The following is a 19909-nucleotide window of genomic DNA, read 5'->3' on the forward strand; positions in this document are numbered from 1 at the left end:
ACCTAGTAGAGACGCTGCATACAACGTCTCTACGTTTAGTAATTCCTGACTATGAAGCAATTTAGTGCTTACCTTGGGACTCTTGGATGCGAGCAACAACGTTATAGTCGCCAGCGCTAGGAGGAGTTAAGGCTTCTTTTCTACCTTCAGTCGGGCCACCAAGAGCTTTCCAGCCTGCCAAGCCACCTCGGAGTTCCGCTACACGAGTAAAGCCAGCTTGACGGAGCTGGGATGCCGCCGTGGAGCTTTCTTCGTCGCTTGCGCCGTAAACATAGATGTCACGGTTGTGTTCTAGTGTGCCTTGGGCACGGTCTACGACTTCATCCATGGGCATTGCTACCGCACCCATGATGTGACCATCATTGAAGATTTCGCGATCGCTAACGTCTAAAATCGTAAAACCAGGCTCTCCCCACTCGAGACGAGACTTGAGGTCATGAGCTGTAGATTGATTTTTGAAATCAGCGGGAGTTGGAGTAACTTCAGGTAAGTTTTCTTTGGCGTCAAGTATTTGTTTTTCGACTTCTGATGACATAAATTTTTATTACCTCTTAATCATTACCTGATAATTTACCAAGAGATGTTTAATCAACCGTCCTTCTTGAGAGGGAGTGCTGAGAACTTATTCCTGAAGATAGAGATAAATCTTCCTGTATCAATCCGTATTAAACCGCGATCCCTATAGGTTTTGCAGCATTTTTGGTAGAGGCGATCGCACTTTCAGGGGATAGTTCCGCTCCTTAATTAAGCGCTTCAACTCATTCACCCGCCTACTTGGTGCCGGATGAGTTGATAAAAATGCTAAATTAGCTCCTTTTTGCTGACCCAGGCGCTGAAAGAAATCAGTTGCCCCCGCCACATGTCCGTAGTTTTTTTGAAGTAATGTTAAGCCGAATTCATCGGCATCTCGTTCTTGAGATTGGGAAAATTCCGCACGACTAACGGCAGTAATTATTGAAGCAGCACCTGATTGCCAAGAACCCCCATCCCCTAAAAACGTGGCTAGCACCAACTGCACCAACAACCCTCGTCCTAACCCCCGCAAATGGTCGCGGTGAGCAAAATGACCTAACTCATGCCCCAAGACCATCATTAGCTCATTTTCTGATTCCGCCTGCTCCACCAATCCCTGATAAATCACCACCGCATCCCCCGGTAGCGCCAACGCATTCACCGTCTTTTGAGGCACGTACAGCACCCGATACTGATGATTTTTTGCCTGTGACGGCGGTAGTTGGGCTTCTAAACGCTCTAAAAGCTGATTCAGGCTATCCTGCGCGGCTGAAGGCGGAGCTTGTCGCTCGTATGCCGGAATCACCAACGCCCCCACTTGTCGCTCTACGCTAGGCGGGATCAGCCAGATGAGAGCGCTAATCAGCCATCCCAACAACCAGATGACCACTACAACAAATCCGGCAAATAGCCCCAGCAGAATCAGTAGTTGGCGGTTACTCGGAGGAGGGTTGCGATCGCTTGAAGTTCCAGAAGACATAACTCAATTCACTTTCGGCCAACATAGATCCATTGATAAACCAGCATTACTCAGTTGCAGGCGGTACAGTTCCGCCAGTTCTTGACAACCTGACCAAACAACTACTTGTCCTTCCTGATCAATCTGCTTAGTGAGTTGCAAAACGCGATCGCTTGTCAATCCAGGAATGTACCTCATCAAGCATTCAGCAACATGATTAAAGCTGTTGAAACTGTCATTTAGCACAATTACTTCGTAAGCTTGGTCAGCCTCTTCAACCGATTTGAGTTCCGTCGCCTCAGAATCATTACTTTGATAAGCAACGCTTTTTGCCAGCGTTGGATTCAGTTGAAAAACTTGCTGATAATCCTCCATTACATGAGGATAATCTCCTAGCTGAAAGCAAGCTAAACTTCGCCCTACATACGCTTCCGCTAAATCAGGATTAATTTGAATTGCCTGAGTGTAATCTGCTAATGCCTCTTGATAATTGCCAAGGCTAGCGCGGACATTTCCTCGTTTAATATAAGCTTCGGCATCATCAGGATTAATCTCCACCGTCTGACTAGAATTCTCAATTCCCAACGCCATAAAATGCTCTTGCAACAGACGATGAATGAAAATATATCCCCCACCAACTTTTTGTAGAAAAGTCTGCTCGGCGGCGTAGTTGAGAAAACCAGCGTAGTTCCAGGGAGCATAGCCTTGACGATAGAGAACAAGACGCAGGATAAAGTGCCGGAGACTGGCTGTACCTCCTTGAGTAAGGGAGAGGATTAAACCGACCATTCCCCCAACTAAGACTAATATGTCCAACGGTTGTCCCAAAGAATCGGCGACTTCAGCTCCTCCCATCAAGCAAAGAATGCCTCCAATGAAAGCAAAAACTGACGCATTCCTAGTAGATTGCCAAATGCCTTGATTAGGAACCGTTGTTGTTTCTAAATCTGATCCAACAAGTCCACCAATCATTACAACAACTAGCCCTGTAACCACTCCCCAAAACAGCCAACCATTCAGCCCAACCCCCACGGCACAAAGTAAGCCATAAGGAAGTAATTTTTGGGCTTTGCTCCACGACCATTTCAGGCTTTCAACAGGCTTTATCTGTTCTACCTTTGTCCCTAATCCCACAATTATGCCGCTGACTATTCCCCACTTTAGTCCAAAGTTTAAATCGCCACCTACGGAGCAGAATAAGCCGATAATTAATCCCCAAAGCACACCACTCGTTAGCCTTACCCCAGTGGCGTACTGTTGGTAAGCCGGGGTTTTGCGTTTGCCATTTCTGAAGAAAGGCAGTGTAAATCCGTCTTTGAGGTTGAGTTGCAACCAACTGGGCTGAATACGCTCGATCAAGAGTACCGTTTGCGACTGCTGAGTCATCCGAAACGCCAGTTCGCTCAACCAGCGTACTGATTGCGCTTTTGAATACCCCTGGCGATTTTCTCGACGCGTCAACATCCGTTCGATGTAAGCATTAAACAGATGTTTGCGGTGTTCTTCAGTCGAGTTTAAACTTGGCAAGTCTGCAACCGACATCCCCTTATAGGCGAGGGTGAGGATGTTGAGCATTAGAGGTGTCGTCACCAACTCTTGCAGGGTTGTGTCCTGTTGCAATAGGGCACTTAGCGCCGCCATTTCCTCACCCCCAGCCGTGAGATAGCGATGCACTTGCTCACTGGTAAGGGGCTGGAGGTAAATGGCACTTTGCAGCCTCAGACGTTCGGGGAGGATTTCGTAATCCTTGAGGCGGCTACATACCACCATCTCAGTTTGTCCGCGTTCTTGGGCAAATTCATTTAAAGCTTGAACACATAATGCCCGTTGTTGTTCTTTGACTTCATCTAGCCCATCCAGCATCAGCAATAGTTGCTGCTTTTTGAGCCACAATTGAGCGGTTACTCTGGGGATTTGATATTGGGTATAAAGTTCTGTAACTAACCATTCATTAATGGTTTGCGCTTCGCCTATCCAAGATGAGAGGTTAAAGACCACCGGAAGTGGCTGGTTAGTATTTTGTTCGGCGCGATCGCATAACTCACGAACCAGTTGCAATAATGTGGTAGTTTTGCCAGAACCCGGTTCACCGAGAATCAGTAGCGATCGCCCTGTTCCCAGTTCATCAAACTTATCAATAACTTTGGTATGGGGTGGCAAAATTTGTCTCGGTGCGTCAGTCGTTTCCCACGCCACACACCAAGGACATTGGATTGTATCCCATCGCTCTTCTAAACCCAGTTCAATCCGTCCCTTTCCGGATAAGGATTTTTTCAATACTCCTTTAAGCCAGTAATTTTTGACCTTATTGAGTAAAACCTGACGATTACGGTAACAATCTCTAGAAAAATCTTCAATGTTAGGTTGAGAGCTTCGTTCTGGAGGTAGCTGTTGAGTCATAGAAGCATCTGGTTAATAGTTCTGCTTTCCTTGTGCAGTTATAACTTCAGCTTAATCACTCTTAGTCGGACGAAACGGATTTAGGAAATTAACTAGCGTATAAAGTTCGCGAGACTGAATCCACAAGCGACCTTGCCCTTTAAAGCGACAAACTAATCCTTCACCCCCTAAAATCCCCGTTCTCAGACCCTTAAACGACAAGCCCCCCAACATCTCAACGTTGTAGTTCAAGGTATCTTCAAACGCCACGATGTAACCCGTGTCCACCACATAATCACCCGCTACCGGAATCTCCAGAATTGCCCCGTAGGAACTAAACCAAATATCCCCTTGACCCGTCGCCCGTAGGAGAAATAAAGACTCACCGCTAAAGAAACCTTTTTTGACACCTTGAAACTTGGTATCCAGTTCAACAGTGGGACTAGCGGCAACAAACCCCGACGACTGCACCATCAAAGCGTTGCCATTGAGGCGGTAGTGCTGAACATCACCAGGAATGCCAGGAGAAAGATATAGTTGCCCAGCTTTCCCTTGAGCCGTAAACTCGCTGATAAATAAGGATTCCCCGCTCACTAGGCGACCCAAACCCTTCATCAACCCCCCGCGCATATTAGATTTGATGTTAATCCAGGAGTCCATCGCCGCCATCGCCCCTGATTCCACTAACACCGATTGATTCGCTTTCAAATCAAGCCGCACAGAGGTGTAAGCCGGGGAATGTTCCAGTTCGTATGCAATTTCATTCATGGTTGTCAGTACTGAGTAGGAGGGATGAGGAATTTAATAAACCGCAGAGGCACAGAGGACACGGAGGTTGGAAAGAAGAGAGGGGATGAAGGGATGAGGGGATGAGGGGATGAGGTGAACCAGTAAGCTCTTTCATACTTCGTACTTCATACTTTCTCCCCTACTCAACACTCAGCACTCTTTTCATCCTTCATACTTCATACTTCATACTTCACACTTATCTTGGTGGTAGTTGCGAGCCAACTTGCTTCCCAAAGGCTGAGGGGTTGTGGGTTTGGCAAAATACTCGACCTTGACCTTTAAAGCGGCAAATTAGTCCTTCCCCACCTAAAAAGGCACCCACCCAACTTGAACCCGCTTTGGAAATCTCAAAGGATAAGCTTTTTTCAAAGGCGACAATATGACCTGTGTCAACGATGTACTCGCCGTTGATGGGTATTTCGTAAATGGCACCGAAGGAGGTGAGGATTAACTCTCCGTAGCCGCTGATGTCTAACCAAAAGACGCGTTCGCCGGAAAAGAAGGATTTGAATCCTTGAAATCCCAAGTCAATATCCACGCCGGAAGCACTACCGAGGTAAGAGCTTGCCTGCACGACTAAACCCACTCCTGTCATCGGATACAGCAGAATATCGCCCATCAATTTCGGTGCCAGGAAGACCTCACCGCCATTGGTGGGAGAGCGAAAGACGCTCATGAACAAGGACTCGCCTCCTACCATCCGCTTCAGTCCGCCCAGAATGCCGCCTCCTTTACCCTGACGAAGGGTGGTGCTGGCGTTGATAGAGCCGCTCATGGCGATCATTCTGCCAGCTTCGGCGACTAATTCGTCTCCAGCATTCATCACAACCCGCGCGATCGCACTATCCGGTTGATGTAAAATATCGACTTTCATTAAAAAACTCTCCTATCTTCGTCTAATCCCTAACGAATTTTTGGGCGGAGATACCGCACCAAGCCCTCAACACTGCGAGACTGGAGGTAAATTAGCCCTCGTCCAGAAAGGCGGTTGATTAAGCCTTCCCCCGATTTCATCGAACCCAGTAATCCGCCTGCTAGTCCGACTTTCATTTGAATTCCCGGCTCATAGGCAACCAAGTGACCGCTATCGACGATAAACTCCCCATTGATGGTTTTGGGCGTCAATCCGCCATAGGCACCAAAGAAGACCTCACCGCGACCGCTAAGCCTCAATTTGAATAGTCCTTCACCGGATATCCAGCTATTGAAACCTGCCCACTGCAAGCCCATCTTTACCCCTGGAGTATGAGCAATGTAGGCACCGGGTTGAAAGCAAATTTCGCCCTCTTTGAGGTCGATTCGGGCAATATCCCCAATGGTGGATTGAGTGAGTACCAGATCCAGGGGTCGTTGGGTGTTGTTGGTGAAGACGTTGACGAAGAGGGATTCTCCACCAAAGAAGTTTTTGAGGAGTCCTGAAATCAAGCCCCCAGAGAACTCCGTTTTCATGGAAATTTGGGCATCCATACTCGTCATGGCACCCGCCTCGGCGGTGATGCTTTCACCGGGGTTCAAGGTGACGAAAATGGCACTAAAGGCTGGCTTATAGCGGATGTCATACTTCACTACGCAATCTCCTGCGGCGACGAGATGTATAAAATCTCTACTAGTCTGGCAAGAGTTTTTCCAGTGTCCAGAAATCTTAATGAAACGAGAAGCACCCTGAGGCGATCGCGCCAATGGTATTAATACATAGATGTTGCACTAATTATTGAAGGTGAAATGTCCCACTAGCAAGCGAATCAAGCGAGCTTTTTCGTCATAAATACGCTGTTCGGGTCATCCGTGTAGTCAGCAAAAGGGTCTCGGTACTCGAACCCATACCGCCTGTACAAGGCTTGTGCTGGGGCGAACTCAGAACCAGCCCCTGTTTCCAAGTTCAGGCAATCGTAAGCACGCCGTTCGGCTTCTTTTATAATGTGTTCAAGAATCTTTGAGGCGACACCCCTACGACAGTGAGCCTTGACGGTACGCATTGATTTGACTTCACCGCTTCTTGTATCTAGTTCTTTCAGTGCCCCGCATCCGAGTAACTCCGATCCCTCCCAAGCCGTCCAGAATGTAATATCGGGCGATCGCAATGCCTCTAAATCAAGAGCATGAACGCTTTGGGGCGGGGTAATCTCATGCATATTTTCGAGATGTTCCCGGAGAAGGTCAGCGATCTTTTTACCTGTCAGGTCATCTTCGCGAATTTGCAACCAACTCATCTCAATTTGCTAAGGCAATATTGCTGAAATAAGCTGGATCTAGATCCCCGACTTCTCGAAGAAGTCGGGGATCTGAGCCGCAAGTTTTGCTTAAATCAGTGCCATTCGTATTAAGTCAGAGTTTAACATGGCGATCGCTCTTTACAAAAATCTGTAGCGATCGCCTCTTATCAATTTTTTTTATTGTTAGTCGTTAAATCTTTCAACTCACAAATTTACCCCATTATTACTTCCTTCCCTGGATAGATGCTTAATACTTTTATTTAAAAATCTCCAAGAAAATGTTAAGGAAACTGAATTTACTTTGCCTTTGTTTACATTCATTCCTGTAAGCAAGCAGTAACCTACCAAAAAAAGCTATCAGTAATAATACGATGGCGAACAAGTGGCGTTCGGCTTGGCGATCGCGCTGGGTTATTGAGACATCAGCTCGCATTAATTTCCCAATTCAAAATGAAAATTAATAAGTCTAGAGGCAGCTCACAAAGACGCCTGAAAAAGCTTTTGAGAAAATTAGGAATTCCTCGTATTTTAGGAATTCTTGTTGCCTTAATCCTCGTCTTCCAATTTTGGGTATTACCTGCCTTAACTCAGCAACCCGTTGTGATCACAATGCTGATGCAAGGTCAGGACTTGTCGAACTGGAGACCCCTTCTTGAGGAATTTCAACAACAAAATCGGGACATTCGGCTCAACCTTATAGAAGGGCCCTTTGATAGCAACCTGCAAGAGAACCTCCTCACCTCCGCCTTTTTGCTGGGAGACTCTCCCTACGACATTCTCAACCTGGATATTGCCTGGGTGCCAAAATTCGCCGCCGCTGGTTGGTTAAGACCCCTCGGCGACCGGGTTCCCCCCGAAGAACTCGCAGAACTAGTCGAGAACAATATCGAGGGGGGGCGCTACAACGGCGAACTCTACCGGATGCCGACAACCTCAGATGCAGGAGTACTCTACTACCGCACAGACCTCTTGCAGCAAGGTGGCTACGACCCCCCCGAAACCTTTGGGGAGATGATCGAAATTATTCAAGACTTGCAAAAGCCGGGAGATACCGACGCCGGAGAGACTGATTGGGGTTACCTCTGGCAGGGCAGGCAGTACGAGGGTCTATCTGCCATGTTTGTTGAGGTAATCGAAGGCTTCGGCGGCTTCTGGGTCAACCCAGACACGCTGGAGGTAGGTCTCGATCAACCTCAGGGAATCGAGGCAGTGGAATTTTTACGCAGCACCATTACCCGTGGTATCTCTCCTCCTGGTGTCACTACCTACGGAGAAGAAGAAACCCGCCTGTTGTTTCAAAGTGGTGAATCGGTTTTTCTACGCAACTGGCCTTATGTCTGGAGACTAGCGAATGCAGAAGGTTCAGATGTCAGGGGCAAGGTAGGTATTCGACCAATGGTGAGTTCCGTGGGCAATAATGGCGGTTCCTGCTTGGGCGGCTGGGGTTTAGGAATATCCTTAACCGCAGCTCACCCTGATGAGGCATGGCGTGTCATTGAGTACATGACTAGTAAGGAGACAATGCGGCGATTTGTTCTAGAAACTGGCTTGCTCCCCAGTCACAAAGACCTGTTTACAGATCCAGCAATTGTTGCCAAATACCCCTATTTCCCGCCACTGTTAGAGGCATTGCAACAATCGGTTCTACGTCCTCCCATTGCTCAATATGCTCAAGCTTCTGATATCTTGCAGCGCTATCTCAGTGCCGCTTTTACAGGCAGTATGACTCCAGAACGAGCCATGCAGGCGGCAGCGGCGGAAACCCGCAACTTACTGGGTAGATTAGCCCCCGCTCAAGCCTCACAAAACCCAGTGGAGGCTCAAAAGCTAGCAATTCGCTCTTAATCATCCTTCACCCTTCATACTTCAGATGACTACTGCACAGGTAAAAGACGTAATTCGGGAACGAGAACAGCGAACTGGCTGGTTACTGGTACTGCCAGCAATTATTGTGTTGTTGCTGGTATTTGCTTATCCCATTGGGCGGGCGTTTTGGTTAAGTTTCTTCACCCAAAATCTTGGCACCCAGTTGGAAACAGAATTTTCTGGCTTGTCCAACTATGTGCGGATGGTGGGCGATGGGCGCTTCTGGCAAACGATGTGGAACACCACTGTCTTTACCACCGCCTCTGTTTTGCTGGAATTAGTCCTAGGGGTGGGTATTGCCCTGGTACTCAATCAATCCTTTCGAGGACGGGGACTTGTCCGGACAATTACCCTCATTCCTTGGGCGTTGCCTACAGCCTTGATGGGACTTGCTTGGGCATGGATTTTTAACGATCAATTTGGTGTAGTCAACGACATCCTGCGCCGCTTGGGAATAATTGAGCAGGGTATTACCTGGCTAGGAGATCCCACACTGGCAATGATTGCTGTGGTTTTAGCTGATGTTTGGAAAACAACACCGTTTATCGCCATTTTGTTACTAGCGGGGTTGCAATCAATTTCCAGCGACCTCTATGAAGCGCATTCCATTGATGGGGCGAGTCCCTGGCAGAGCTTTTGGACGATCACTTTACCGCTGTTGATGCCCCAAATTGTGATTGCCCTGTTGTTCCGGTTTGCTCAAGCCTTCGGGATTTTCGACCTGATCCAGGTAATGACAGGCGGTGGCCCTGGGGGTGCGACAGAAACGGTTTCCCTTTATATCTACAGCACCGTGATGCGCTACCTAGACTTTGGCTATGGGGCGGCGCTAGTGGTGGTGACTTTTCTATTGCTGATTGCTGCTGTGGCGATCGCGGCTTATTTCTTGTCTAGGTCTCGCAGCAATGCCGCTGGAGCGCGTTAGTTTTCTCCCCCTTATTGTCTTCTAGTGAATTACTGACCTATGGCTGTTGCACAAAACCAACCCGCACAAGCATCGTCAAGCTTCAACTGGCGGAAAATTATTTTACCCCTCTCTGTCTTTTTGGTTGTGGTCTTTTTCACGGGGCCAGTTCTCTGGCAGTTGTTAACCTCATTCAAAGTGAATGCAGATATCTCTGCCGTTCCCTCTGTTTACTTCCCCCGTCGGCTCACCTTCGATCACTACCTATCTTTGTTCGGCCGCCGTCCGTTTACCTCATATATTTTGAATAGCGCTTTTGTGTCCATCACTTCGACACTACTAGCGTTAGCGTTAGGCGCACCTGCGGCTTATGCCTTGGCGCGGCTGCGGTTACCGGGAGAGAGATTCGTCCTGGCTGGGGTTCTGATTGTGACGTTGTTTCCCGCTGTCCTGCTGTTTTTAGGACTCTTAGAAGTCGTCAGAGTGACTGATTTGGGAAACAATTACCTCGCCCTAATTTTGCCTTACACGGCGATTAATTTACCGCTGACTATTCTAGTGATGCGGAGTTTCTTTCAACAACTGCCAAAAGATTTGGAAGATTCGGCGCGGGTCGATGGCTACAATACTGTGCAAATGTTGCTACGAATTGTGCTGCCAATGACGCTTCCGGCATTGGTAACAACAGGGATTCTCACCTTCATCGCGGCGTGGAATGAGTTTATTTTTGCCCTAACATTTATTACCCGTGAATCGATGAAAACTATCCCTGTCGCCACGGCGCAGTTAAGTGGGGCATCCGTGTTTGAAATTCCCTATGGCCCAATTGCGGCGGCTACAGTCGTGGGAACGTTGCCCTTGGTTGTACTGGTGCTATTGTTCCAGCGCAAGATTGTCCAAGGTTTAACGGCTGGGGCTGTTAAGGGATAATTTGGCTGATGCTTGAGTTTTCAGTTATTAACGTTATATCGGCAGAACGAGGCAAAAAGTGTGAATTCTGTGGGATAAGAAATATACATTTATTATTCGCGATCGCCTTTTTAATAACTGAAGACTGTTTTCGAGAAAATTATCCCACTTCACAAACAATAACAGCGAAATTTAACCCATCAATCGCACTGGCAATAAGCAATCAAAACTATGGCTAAACTTGAACTACATCATCTCAACAAAACTTACAATCCGAAGGTGATTCCCGTCAAAGACATCAGTATTGATGTGGATGAAGGGGAGTTTTTGACACTTTTGGGGCCATCAGGATGCGGGAAATCAACGCTTCTGCGACTAATTGCAGGATTGGAACCCCCAACTCGTGGCAACGTGCTGATTAATGGACGCGATGTTAGCCATGTTGCCCCTGGTAAACGCAATATTGCCATGGTGTTCCAAAGCTATGCTCTCTACCCCCACATGACGGTATATGAAAACATTGCCGCTGGTTTGAAGTTGCGAAAAATACCGTCTGAGGAAATCAAACGGCGGGTTGGGGATGTTGCCAACAAGCTGGGACTGGAAAACTTAATGGATCGCAAGCCCGGTCAGATGTCAGGGGGTCAACGGCAGCGGGTTGCCCTAGGACGGGCGCTGGTGCGTGAACCGGATGTCTTTTTGCTAGATGAACCGTTGAGTAACCTAGATGCCCTGTTGCGAGAGCAAGTGCGGGCGGATTTGAAACAGCTTTTTGAATCTCAACGGGCACCTGTGGTCTACGTTACCCACGACCAAACGGAAGCGATGACCCTCTCAACAAAGGTGGCGGTGCTACAGGATGGCAACTTACAACAACTTGATGCCCCACAAAACATTTACCTGCGTCCGGCAAATCAGTTTGTAGCGGGGTTTGTGGGGAGTCCGCAAATGAATTTACTCACCCTGAACTGTAAAGGCGATCGCGCCGTCTTAGGGGATTCCACAATTTTGCTGCCGAAGTTGCCAACTATGCCGTCGCAAATCATCATGGGCATTCGCCCAGAAGATGTCTCCCTCGCAGAACCAGGGGCGAGGCAAACTGTTCAAGGTCGAATTTTCCTCGTAGAACACTTGGGGATGCAGAACTTAATCAGCGTGCGGGTAAAGGGGGCAGAGTCCACAAGGCTCCGCGCTTTGTTGCCAATCAATCAAGCATGGGAAGGGGAAGAAGTCACCCTCTCCATTCCCGATGAGTCGATTCACTGGTTTGATGTGGGAACAGGCGATCGCATCCAAGGTCAGCCACAACAAATCACAGAACCAGCCACTCGTCCTGAATCCCTAGGTTTGCGAACAACTGGTGCTTAAGGCAAAAAAGCAAGGGTTGTGGAGATGTACTAGAGTCCCGTGCGATCGCATCTGAGGACGACAGTTACAAGGAATTGATATGAACCTGCCACACCCCCTTACCAATCAACCTTGCCGGAAGGTCACGCAAAAACGGGATTCGGAGGAAAAAGGGGGGCTTAAAAGCCTGTTTTGAGTCGAGAGCAGGAACAACAATCCGGCGCTGAATTAAGACTTGGAACCCTTGGATAATTCGCGTCGGTATTTCCCTGCGGCACTGAATTGCGGCTAAATCTTTCAGCCGCACCTGACCTGAGCGTAGGGGTTCTGCCAAGACATTGGCAGCAACAACCGCATCTTGGATCGCATAGTTGATCCCTACGCCAGCCACCGGTGACATTACATGTGCCGCATCCCCAATTAAAAGCAATCCCGGTTGATACCAACGCTTCACGCGGCTAGATTCAATAGCCAGAAATGCCACCTGTGACCAATTTTCCAGGTATTCCAAGCGCTGACGCCAGCTATTTGCGCCCTCGCCTAGCTCTGGCATCACCTCGGTAATCGATTCTTTCATGGCTTGTAAACCTGCTTGCCGCAATGCCTGATAGCTACCCTTGGGGATGAAGTAGCCAACCTGCCAATGGTCAAAGCGCTTGAGCAAAATCAAAAAGCGCCCGCCAATCGTAGAGCCGATAGATTTTTCTGGATCGCCCTCCTGACAAGGCAGACGAAACCACAAAACATCGATGGGTGGCGAGGTTTTGACTGGCTCTTTCCCAGCCAGTTGGCGGATACGAGAGAATCGTCCATCGGCACCCACCGTTAGGTGAGCGCGGATCTCATGCCAGCCACTCTGTTCCCGGTAGCGCACCCCTTGGACTATCCCATCTTCTTCAATCAATTCCTGCACATTCGCACCCATCACTAGCTGAAAATGGGGGTACTGTGCCGCTTCCGCCATGATCATCTCCAGAAAATCCACTTGGGGCAACATCGTTAGGTAGGGATACTTGCTCTTTAAGCGCCTGAAGTCAAACAAGGTAAACGCCCCTTCGGATGTCCTAAAGGTCAGCTGAGAAACCTTAGCGTGACGTAACTGTAGCAAGCGCTCCGCCAGTCCGATTTCTTCCATGATTTCCATCACCGAAGGGTGAAGTGTATCGCCGCGAAAATCACGATCAAAATCTTTATGGGCTTCTAGGAGTATGCAAGGGATACCCTGGCGTGCCAATAGAAGTGCTAAAACAGCCCCTGCTGGGCCACCACCAACAATAACACAGCTTGTTTCCTGCACACTTTGAATCTCAGGGGTGGTCGTCGAGGCATCAGGGTACGAGGAAGATGAGATTGTTTCCATGGGAGTACCTATTTAGCGATCGCTAAATTATTCTCCCCTCCCCCGCCCATCATTGAGCACTTTCTTCAAAGACAAAGGTAGCCGCAATGAACTTTTTCCCTTGTTGTAGCTAACTTAGACGGTGGCTTAGTTCGTAGCCGCGAACTTTATTTAGTCGTCAGGCTTTTTTTAGGAAAACAATAGAACCTCTCATCTGAAGGCATCTAACATAGGGTTGACCGCGAAGAAGTTGCTTGGCTCAGTCAGAGTTGAGGTCTCCATACTTCCAGTATTCCCATACTTAAACCCGATTTGGAGGGTCGCTATATATGTCACTTTTGTAGAGGCGTTAGTTCTCTACAAATTCTGAATCTTCAGAATTAGGACGCTCAACCGCTAGGTATTTCGCAGTGCTTTTACCGGAGCGAGTTGGCTGGCTCGCAACGCCGGGAGAAAACACAGAACCCACCCCAACAAGTAACGCGGAACCCAAGAACAACGCGACTGTTTCAATCTCAAATTCCTAGGGCAAGGTAAAAGTATTTGCCACGACAATAGTAATTCCGTGTACTGTAGCGATCGCGGCTCATCTTTAGGAATAAAGCAAAGCTTTGGCGAGCGAGGTCTTCGAGGATTTTCAGTTTCTCTGCTTCCGCCGTGAGTTCTTCTTGAGCTTCAAGCTGAGATTGGATCGCAACGAATCTCAACTATAAACCCATCCGGGTCGTAGCAATATACCCCTCTCCCCGTCGGACGGGTGACAGGCCTTTCAGCAATGGGAACTTCACAACGCCGCAGCACCTCAACCGCTTGGTCAAACAACTGCGGCTCAATGTCAAAAGCCAGATGGTAAGCACGGGTAAAGCCACGACTAGGATCGGAGTCAGGGGGCGTTAAATCCGGTTCCCAAAATAAGTCTAGAATCGTGCCGTCGGGAGTTTTAAAGTTAGCGACTTTCCCTGCTGCCACTAACTCAACAAGCGTTGTTGGAACCTCATCACCTGTCAGTTCGTGCAGACCAAGAATTGTCCCATAAAAGTGACGCGAAGCTTGCATGTCTTTCACATTCAAAGCAATGTGGTGAACGCTGCGTAACATTCCTGGGGTCAGGGCGATCGCTTGAGACGGGGGGATAAATACCATATTCTGTTGAAGTGTGAAGTATGAAATATAAATAAATTCAGGGGCTTGAAGTTAGGATGTCTTGATAGTTCGGCGACTAAACGGCTTACTATAATCAGATATTTCCCTTCTATCTCATATTAAAAAAAAGGGCTTGAGGCTATTGATGGACTTTCACCTTTCATCCTTCACACTTCATCCTTTTTCGTGGTGTTAGGTTGCGCTGCGCTTAACCCAACCTAACAAATCATAATTAATCAGCCGGACATGATATGAGGCTATTGATGGACTTTCACCTTTCATCCTTCATCCTTTTTCATCATCCGTGCCTGTTTCACCATTGCAATTAACGTGTGGTGAGCATCTTCTGCATCTGCAAGTACATGGTCAAAGTTGATGCGAAGAGGGATTGAGTTCCCGTTGATTTGGGCGGTGAGGTTCATTCCCTCAGCATCAATGCTTTCCATTGTTGCCGATGTGGTGCTAGAAGCCTCACCATAAACTTTGGCATAAAGTGCGATCGCCTCCGCGTGATCCTCGTTCATGTGCTTACAGATGCGATCGCTGATTTCTGGAGAAAATTGCTCAGACATAGGATAGGTTCACAACTGCTCGACAAAATCCGCAACCACCTTAACAAATTCGGCGGTGGATTCATAGGGTAAAACATTCCGTCCGGAAATTTGCTTACCTTCACCATTGGGCAGATGTTGTACGTATTGCACCAGGCGTTCGTTTGGGGTTTCGGAACTCCCCCGACTACTGATGCTGGAAGCTTCCTCTCCGAAGACTACTAATGTGGGTTGAGTAATCGAGGCGATCGCTTTTTCATAATTGTCTCGCCAGAAGCCAGCCAGGAATGAAAACACAGCATGGCGAGTGCTGGGATCTTCTGCACCAGCTTGCAAGCTATTTAGCCATTGCTGATCAACGTCAGCCTGATCCTCAAATAGTTCGCGCTCAGAAAAAGATTTTAAAAACTGACGACGACGGGCGTAACGGTAAAAGGCAGAACCAAGGGGGGAATCCAAAAGATTCCAGATCGCTTTTTGTCGCCACTTAGGAGTGTCTGTGGTGATCAGTTGCCAAGCCGGAGGGCCCGCTAGCACTAAGCCCTGCACTAAATTTGGCTCTTGTTGCATATTAGTCAGCGCGATCGCCACAGGTAACAATGCTCCTTGCACCACCACAACCACAGGAGTCTTCACCACCGTCTGCAAGAAGTGCTGTAACTGTTGCGCCCAATCTTGCGGCTCGTAGGCAACGTGGGGCTTATCGCTTTCACCACATCCAAGTAAGTCGGGATTGTAGATTAAGTTCGTCTGTCCCTGCTGGTACCATTGCTCACAAAATGGCTGCCAAAACGCATTGGATAAGCCAACACCAATGGGATGAATCAACAGCAAGGGTACGCCGGAAGCCTTTACAGAATCAGTTGGGCTGTAGAGCGAGTAAGCACAGCGATAATCCTTCCAAGTGTAGAACGGTGTCTCAGGCTTCGCTCCTGGCGCTTTTGATGGAGTTGTAGGAGAGTTCGTTGTCATAGTGGTTATAAAAGAATACTTTTACGTAAATATTGCCTCTGCTGTTATTAGTAAGCGCTTACCCCCTGATATTCCCCTCTCACTAAGGAGGGAAATCAGAATGACCACAACATCCGCTTCTTTGCTCTCCACGGCTTTGCGGACTTCGCGGACATCAAAATCTGCCCACAGGGCTTTGCGCTGAATCTGGGGGAAGATCCCTAGGTGGGTCAAAATTTGCGCGGCGTATCTGCCAGAGTCTAGTTGTTTTGTGGAAATTGCTACCGTTTTGATGCGATCGCTCGCTAAATCCTTAAAGTCCGAAATGGCAACCGGAGCGTTGGCAAGGGCAATTAACCTCGTTCCTCATTTTTTATTAGTGTGCCTAAGCGAGCGGCTCCGGTAACAGGGCTAGCAAATGTATTCATCTCCAAATCAGCGTGGAGACTACTTTTCCCCAATCGCTGTGCTAACCACGGCAATACCCACAATCTCAACCCACAGATAGCTTCCAATTACATCCCCACCGAGAACTGAGCGGCATCACGTTATTGGGTGCTATACAATCTTAGGAATGGCTGGAGTGGCAACTCTAACTGGAATAGTAATGACAAACTCAGTTCCTTGACCGGGCGCTGAAATGCACTCAAGCTGCCCCTTGTGTTTTTCGACAATGATCTGATAGCTAATCGGTAGACCTAAACCCGTGCCTTTGCCAACTGGTTTGGTTGTGAAGAAAGGATCGAACAAGTGGTCTTTCACCTCCTCCGTCATTCCCAGTCCGTTGTCAGCAATGCGGATGCAGACGCGATCGCCATCGATTAGTTCTGTGCGAATGCCAATTGTGGGGCGATCGCCCTTTGTCCGACTGGCTTCTGATAACGGACAACTCACCATTGACTCCTCTAGTGCATCAATGGCATTCGCCAGCAAGTTCATGAACACCTGATTCAGTTGTCCCGGATAACACTCAACTTCCGGTAGGGCACCATACTCCTTGATCGCTTTAATATCGGGACGATCTGGCTTTGCTTTCAGGCGATGTTGCAGAATCAGCAGCGTACTATCGATGCCTGCATGAATATCACATAGTTTCAATTCAGATTCATCAAGCCGCGAAAAATTCCGCAAGCTCAACACAATCTCGTAAATTCTGTCCGTTCCTAATTTCATGGAGGAAAGCGTTTTTGGCAGATCGGACAGGAGAAAGCTGAGGTCAATGCCTTCTGCTTTCTCTTGCACTGCTGGCACTGGGTTAGGGTAATGTTGCTGATAGACCTGAAGCAGGCTTAGGACAGCCTGCATGTATTCATCGACATAGACAATATTCCCCTGCACAAAATTAATCGGATTTTTGATTTCGTGGACAATCCCAGCAACCAGTTGACCTAGCGCCGACATTTTTTCGCTATGCACTAATAGCAGTTGTGACTGTTTGAGCTGGGTCAATGCAATGGATAACTCTGCAGTTCGTTCTGCCACTCGTTGTTCGAGTTCCCGGTTGAGATGATAGAGCTTTAAGTGAATATTGACACGAGCCAGCACTTCTTCCTGTTGGAAGGGTTTGGTAATGTAATCCACTGCTCCCAGCGATAGACCTTTTACCTTGTCCGTAGCGTCGGAAAGTGCGGTCATGAAGATCGTTGGGATATTTTGAGTGGCTGGCGAGGCTTTCAAGCGACGGCAGGTTTCAAACCCATCGACTCCTGGCATCATGACATCCAGCAGAATTAGGTCTGGAGAGACGGATTGCAGCCTCTCCAGCGCACTTTCTCCACTTTTGGCAACTAACACTCGATACCCTGCTTGTTTCAGCAACTCGAACAGCACTTTGGTATTGTTCGGATTATCATCCACAATCAGAATCAGACTCATTGGATGCGGACTCATGCTCATGCCTAAACGGATTGTTCAACGTGTTGCTTGACAAATTTGAAAATGGCTTCGTCATCCATTACTTGAACAAACTGGAGCAATTGTTGAGCAAAGAGTCGGTAGCGATCGTTAAGTTGCATCAGTCGGTTTGCTTCTTGTTCAGTGCTATCAATATCACCAATGCGGGCAGCCGCGTACAGGGCTTCTAGTTCCTCTAAAGGAGGACTGATTATCCCCGATGAAAAACTTGCCTCAGCATTGGCTGAAAGTTTTGCCGGAGCGTTATCCGTCTCATAAATCCACGATAGATTCAAGTGTTGACGGAGTTGCTCCATCAGTTCGTCAGATTGGACAGGTTTGGGAAGAAAATCGTTGCAGCCTGCTTGCTGACTTTGCTGGCGATCGAAGTTAAACACGCTGGCAGAAGAGGCAATAATTGCAGTGTTTTGGAATTCCGGCAGAGAACGTAACTGCTGCGTCATCTCTAGCCCTGCCATAACAGGCATTACCAGATCGGTGATAATCAACTCAGGTTGCCACTCAATGGCTTTGTCGTAGCCTTCCTGCCCGTTTACTGCTTCCAGCAATTCAAATCCTAGCGGTTCCAGCAGGTTAACAATCACCGATCGATTTTCCCAACGGTCATCAACGATCAAAACTTTTTGTTTCTCACCTTCATATCCAACGATATGGTTGGCAGATTTACCCACGTCTGGCTCAACCCACTCGTCGGATTCTATCAGTTCTACGTCAAACCAAAACTTACTCCCTTGACTGGGACAACTTTCGACGTTGATTTCACTGCCCATCATTTGCACGATTTGCAGGCTGATTGCCAATCCCAGTCCCGTTCCTTCTGCCATCCGTTCTTTATCCCCAACCTGTTCAAACGGTATAAAGATATTCTGAACTTGTTCCGGGGTCATGCCGACACCCGTGTCTTCGATTTGGAAGCGAATCTTCTGGATTTTGGCTTGGGGATTTTGAAGGGCGCTTTGCGCCGTTGCGCTAGAGGATTGGTCTGATTGTTGGGCATCGATGGCGGGGGATTCTGCCATAATGCCAACTTTGAAGGTAACGCTGCCTCGATCCGTGAATTTGATCGCATTGCCCAGCAGGTTAATCAGAACTTGGCGCAGGCGCTTTTCGTCGGCACAAACGGCAGTGGGCAAATGGTTAAGGGTTTCGTAGGTGAAGCAGATTTCCTTTTGTTCGGCTTTGATGCGGCACATTTCCACAATGCCATTGAGAAAAGAGGCAAGGTGGAAGCTTTTGCAGGAGAATTCCAGCTTGCGGGCTTCAATTTTAGAAAGATCGAGGATGTCGTTAATCAGCGTCAGGAGATGAGAACCGCACTGGTGAATGATCCCAATGCCATCTTTTTGTTTCGGATGCGCTGTTCTGTCACGCAGCAGAATTTGAGCATAGCCCAGGATGCCATTCAAGGGCGTGCGGAGTTCGTGGCTCATGTTTGCCAGGAATTCACTTTTGGCTTTGTTGGCGCTGTCAGCAACTTCTTTAGCTTGTTGCAGTTCAGCCGTTCGTTCTTCAACTCGGTATTCCAAGTCTTTGTTTGTCTGTTCGAGTTGAGACTGGATCTGTTGCAATACTTGCAGGGTTTGCTCTAGCTGCTGCGTTTTTTGTTGCAGGGCTTCTTCTGCTAGCTTGCGTGCCGTGTTGTCTCTGGTGAAGCAGCGGGTATGGATAAACTGACCGTTCTCGTCTCGGTAGACGCTGGAGTCAATCAGAACGTACTTAGTTGAGCCATCCTTACACACCATCTTGGCTTCGTAATTGTGCAGGATTTCGTTGGCAATGAGGCGGCGGAGGATGTCGTTGATGGTGTTTTGGTCGGCATGAAATTTAGCGATGTGTTGCCCCACATATTCTTCTGGAGCGTAGCCCAGCGACTCTAATTCAGATTTGTTTGCCCATAAGATAGTGCCGTCGGGTCCAACCCAGTGGAGGCATACCGCACCGTTTTCTACGAAATCGGTCAGCTTCTCAAATTGATGATGGAGTTGTTCTTCAGAGAATTGTTGCATAGCTATCTCATTTCTCAATCCTAGGACTCAACTATAGGGTTCCCTGAAATCTTTTTGAACTAACAGGCTCTTGTAAGCAACCCACGGCTAAAAGCGCGTGGGCTTCAGCCCGGATCAAGCCAATCTA

The 19909-nt window shown here is 48.2% G+C and carries 20 protein-coding genes and 1 pseudogene; 5 read left to right on the top strand and 16 right to left on the bottom strand.

Annotated features, from left to right (window positions below; genetic code table 11):
• Positions 1-61: 61 nt before the first annotated feature.
• The 8 genes and pseudogenes from AC5JR3_RS16705 to AC5JR3_RS16740 form a co-directional block, all read right to left on the bottom strand.
• Complete coding sequence (locus AC5JR3_RS16705) at positions 62-535, bottom strand: rhodanese-like domain-containing protein (RefSeq protein ID WP_495847681.1); 474 nt, start codon at positions 533-535, stop codon at positions 62-64.
• Between the two features lie 144 nt (positions 536-679).
• Complete coding sequence (locus AC5JR3_RS16710) at positions 680-1492, bottom strand: M48 family metallopeptidase (RefSeq protein ID WP_495847682.1); 813 nt, start codon at positions 1490-1492, stop codon at positions 680-682.
• Positions 1493-1495: 3 nt separating this feature from the next.
• Complete coding sequence (locus AC5JR3_RS16715) at positions 1496-1846, bottom strand: ATP-dependent Clp protease adaptor ClpS (protein ID WP_495847698.1); 351 nt, start codon at positions 1844-1846, stop codon at positions 1496-1498.
• A gap of 27 nt (positions 1847-1873) precedes the next feature.
• Positions 1874-3871: pseudogene (locus AC5JR3_RS16720) on the bottom strand (NACHT domain-containing protein); the annotation flags it as partial.
• A 51-nt stretch (positions 3872-3922) separates the two neighbouring features.
• Positions 3923-4618, bottom strand: a complete 696-nt coding sequence (locus tag AC5JR3_RS16725) for a TIGR00266 family protein (RefSeq protein WP_495847683.1) — start codon at positions 4616-4618, stop codon at positions 3923-3925.
• Positions 4619-4835: 217 nt separating this feature from the next.
• Entirely contained in the window at positions 4836-5513 is a 678-nt protein-coding gene (locus AC5JR3_RS16730) for a TIGR00266 family protein (RefSeq protein WP_495847684.1), read from the bottom strand.
• 29 nt (positions 5514-5542) lie between these two features.
• Positions 5543-6205 carry a TIGR00266 family protein gene (locus AC5JR3_RS16735; protein ID WP_495847685.1) on the bottom strand — a complete coding sequence of 221 codons (663 nt, stop codon included), beginning with the start codon at positions 6203-6205 and terminating at the stop codon, positions 5543-5545.
• Positions 6206-6381: 176 nt separating this feature from the next.
• Positions 6382-6840 carry a GNAT family N-acetyltransferase gene (locus tag AC5JR3_RS16740; RefSeq protein WP_495847699.1) on the bottom strand — a complete coding sequence of 153 codons (459 nt, stop codon included), beginning with the start codon at positions 6838-6840 and terminating at the stop codon, positions 6382-6384.
• 462 nt (positions 6841-7302) lie between these two features.
• On the opposite strand from AC5JR3_RS16740, the gene AC5JR3_RS16745 reads away from it, so the two are divergent.
• The 4 genes from AC5JR3_RS16745 (at position 7303) to AC5JR3_RS16760 (ending at position 11899) form a co-directional block, all read left to right on the top strand.
• Positions 7303-8697 carry an ABC transporter substrate-binding protein gene (locus AC5JR3_RS16745; RefSeq protein WP_495847686.1) on the top strand — a complete coding sequence of 465 codons (1395 nt, stop codon included), beginning with the start codon at positions 7303-7305 and terminating at the stop codon, positions 8695-8697.
• 25 nt (positions 8698-8722) lie between these two features.
• Positions 8723-9643, top strand: coding sequence for a carbohydrate ABC transporter permease (locus AC5JR3_RS16750; RefSeq protein WP_495847687.1), 921 nt, complete (start codon positions 8723-8725; stop codon positions 9641-9643).
• Between the two features lie 39 nt (positions 9644-9682).
• Positions 9683-10552 (top strand): carbohydrate ABC transporter permease, encoded by an 870-nt coding sequence (locus tag AC5JR3_RS16755; protein ID WP_495847688.1) that lies wholly within the window; start codon positions 9683-9685, stop codon positions 10550-10552.
• A gap of 210 nt (positions 10553-10762) precedes the next feature.
• A complete protein-coding gene (locus AC5JR3_RS16760; RefSeq protein ID WP_495847689.1) occupies positions 10763-11899 on the top strand; it encodes an ABC transporter ATP-binding protein in 1137 nt (378 codons plus the stop codon).
• 64 nt (positions 11900-11963) lie between these two features.
• Here the strand turns inward: AC5JR3_RS16760 and AC5JR3_RS16765 are convergent, their stop codons facing one another.
• From AC5JR3_RS16765 to AC5JR3_RS16790, 6 genes are all read right to left on the bottom strand, one after another.
• Complete coding sequence (locus AC5JR3_RS16765) at positions 11964-13238, bottom strand: FAD-dependent oxidoreductase (RefSeq protein ID WP_495847690.1); 1275 nt, start codon at positions 13236-13238, stop codon at positions 11964-11966.
• Positions 13239-13732: 494 nt separating this feature from the next.
• Complete coding sequence (locus AC5JR3_RS16770; RefSeq protein ID WP_495847691.1) at positions 13733-13924, bottom strand: hypothetical protein; 192 nt, start codon at positions 13922-13924, stop codon at positions 13733-13735.
• A complete protein-coding gene (locus AC5JR3_RS16775) occupies positions 13893-14360 on the bottom strand; it encodes a VOC family protein (RefSeq protein ID WP_495847692.1) in 468 nt (155 codons plus the stop codon). The genes AC5JR3_RS16770 and AC5JR3_RS16775 overlap by 32 nt, the downstream gene beginning before the upstream one ends.
• 278 nt (positions 14361-14638) lie before the next feature.
• Positions 14639-14932: a DUF2470 domain-containing protein gene (locus AC5JR3_RS16780; RefSeq protein WP_495847693.1), complete on the bottom strand. Its 294-nt coding sequence runs from the start codon at positions 14930-14932 to the stop codon at positions 14639-14641.
• A 9-nt stretch (positions 14933-14941) separates the two neighbouring features.
• Entirely contained in the window at positions 14942-15883 is a 942-nt protein-coding gene (locus AC5JR3_RS16785) for an alpha/beta fold hydrolase (RefSeq protein WP_495847694.1), read from the bottom strand.
• Between the two features lie 21 nt (positions 15884-15904).
• Positions 15905-16189 carry a substrate-binding domain-containing protein gene (locus AC5JR3_RS16790; RefSeq protein ID WP_495847700.1) on the bottom strand — a complete coding sequence of 95 codons (285 nt, stop codon included), beginning with the start codon at positions 16187-16189 and terminating at the stop codon, positions 15905-15907.
• Between AC5JR3_RS16790 and AC5JR3_RS16795 the strand changes: the two genes are divergently transcribed.
• Positions 16134-16268, top strand: a complete 135-nt coding sequence (locus tag AC5JR3_RS16795) for a hypothetical protein (RefSeq protein ID WP_495847695.1) — start codon at positions 16134-16136, stop codon at positions 16266-16268. The two genes, AC5JR3_RS16790 and AC5JR3_RS16795, sit on opposite strands and share 56 nt — an antisense overlap.
• A gap of 152 nt (positions 16269-16420) precedes the next feature.
• On the opposite strand, the gene AC5JR3_RS16800 is transcribed toward AC5JR3_RS16795, so the two are convergent.
• Both AC5JR3_RS16800 and AC5JR3_RS16805 read right to left on the bottom strand, forming a co-directional pair.
• Positions 16421-17758 carry a sensor histidine kinase gene (locus tag AC5JR3_RS16800; RefSeq protein WP_495847696.1) on the bottom strand — a complete coding sequence of 446 codons (1338 nt, stop codon included), beginning with the start codon at positions 17756-17758 and terminating at the stop codon, positions 16421-16423.
• A 2-nt stretch (positions 17759-17760) separates the two neighbouring features.
• Complete coding sequence (locus AC5JR3_RS16805) at positions 17761-19782, bottom strand: PAS domain-containing hybrid sensor histidine kinase/response regulator (RefSeq protein ID WP_495847697.1); 2022 nt, start codon at positions 19780-19782, stop codon at positions 17761-17763.
• Positions 19783-19909: the final 127 nt, after the last annotated feature.

It is taken from the genome of Kastovskya adunca (genome assembly GCF_059505785.1).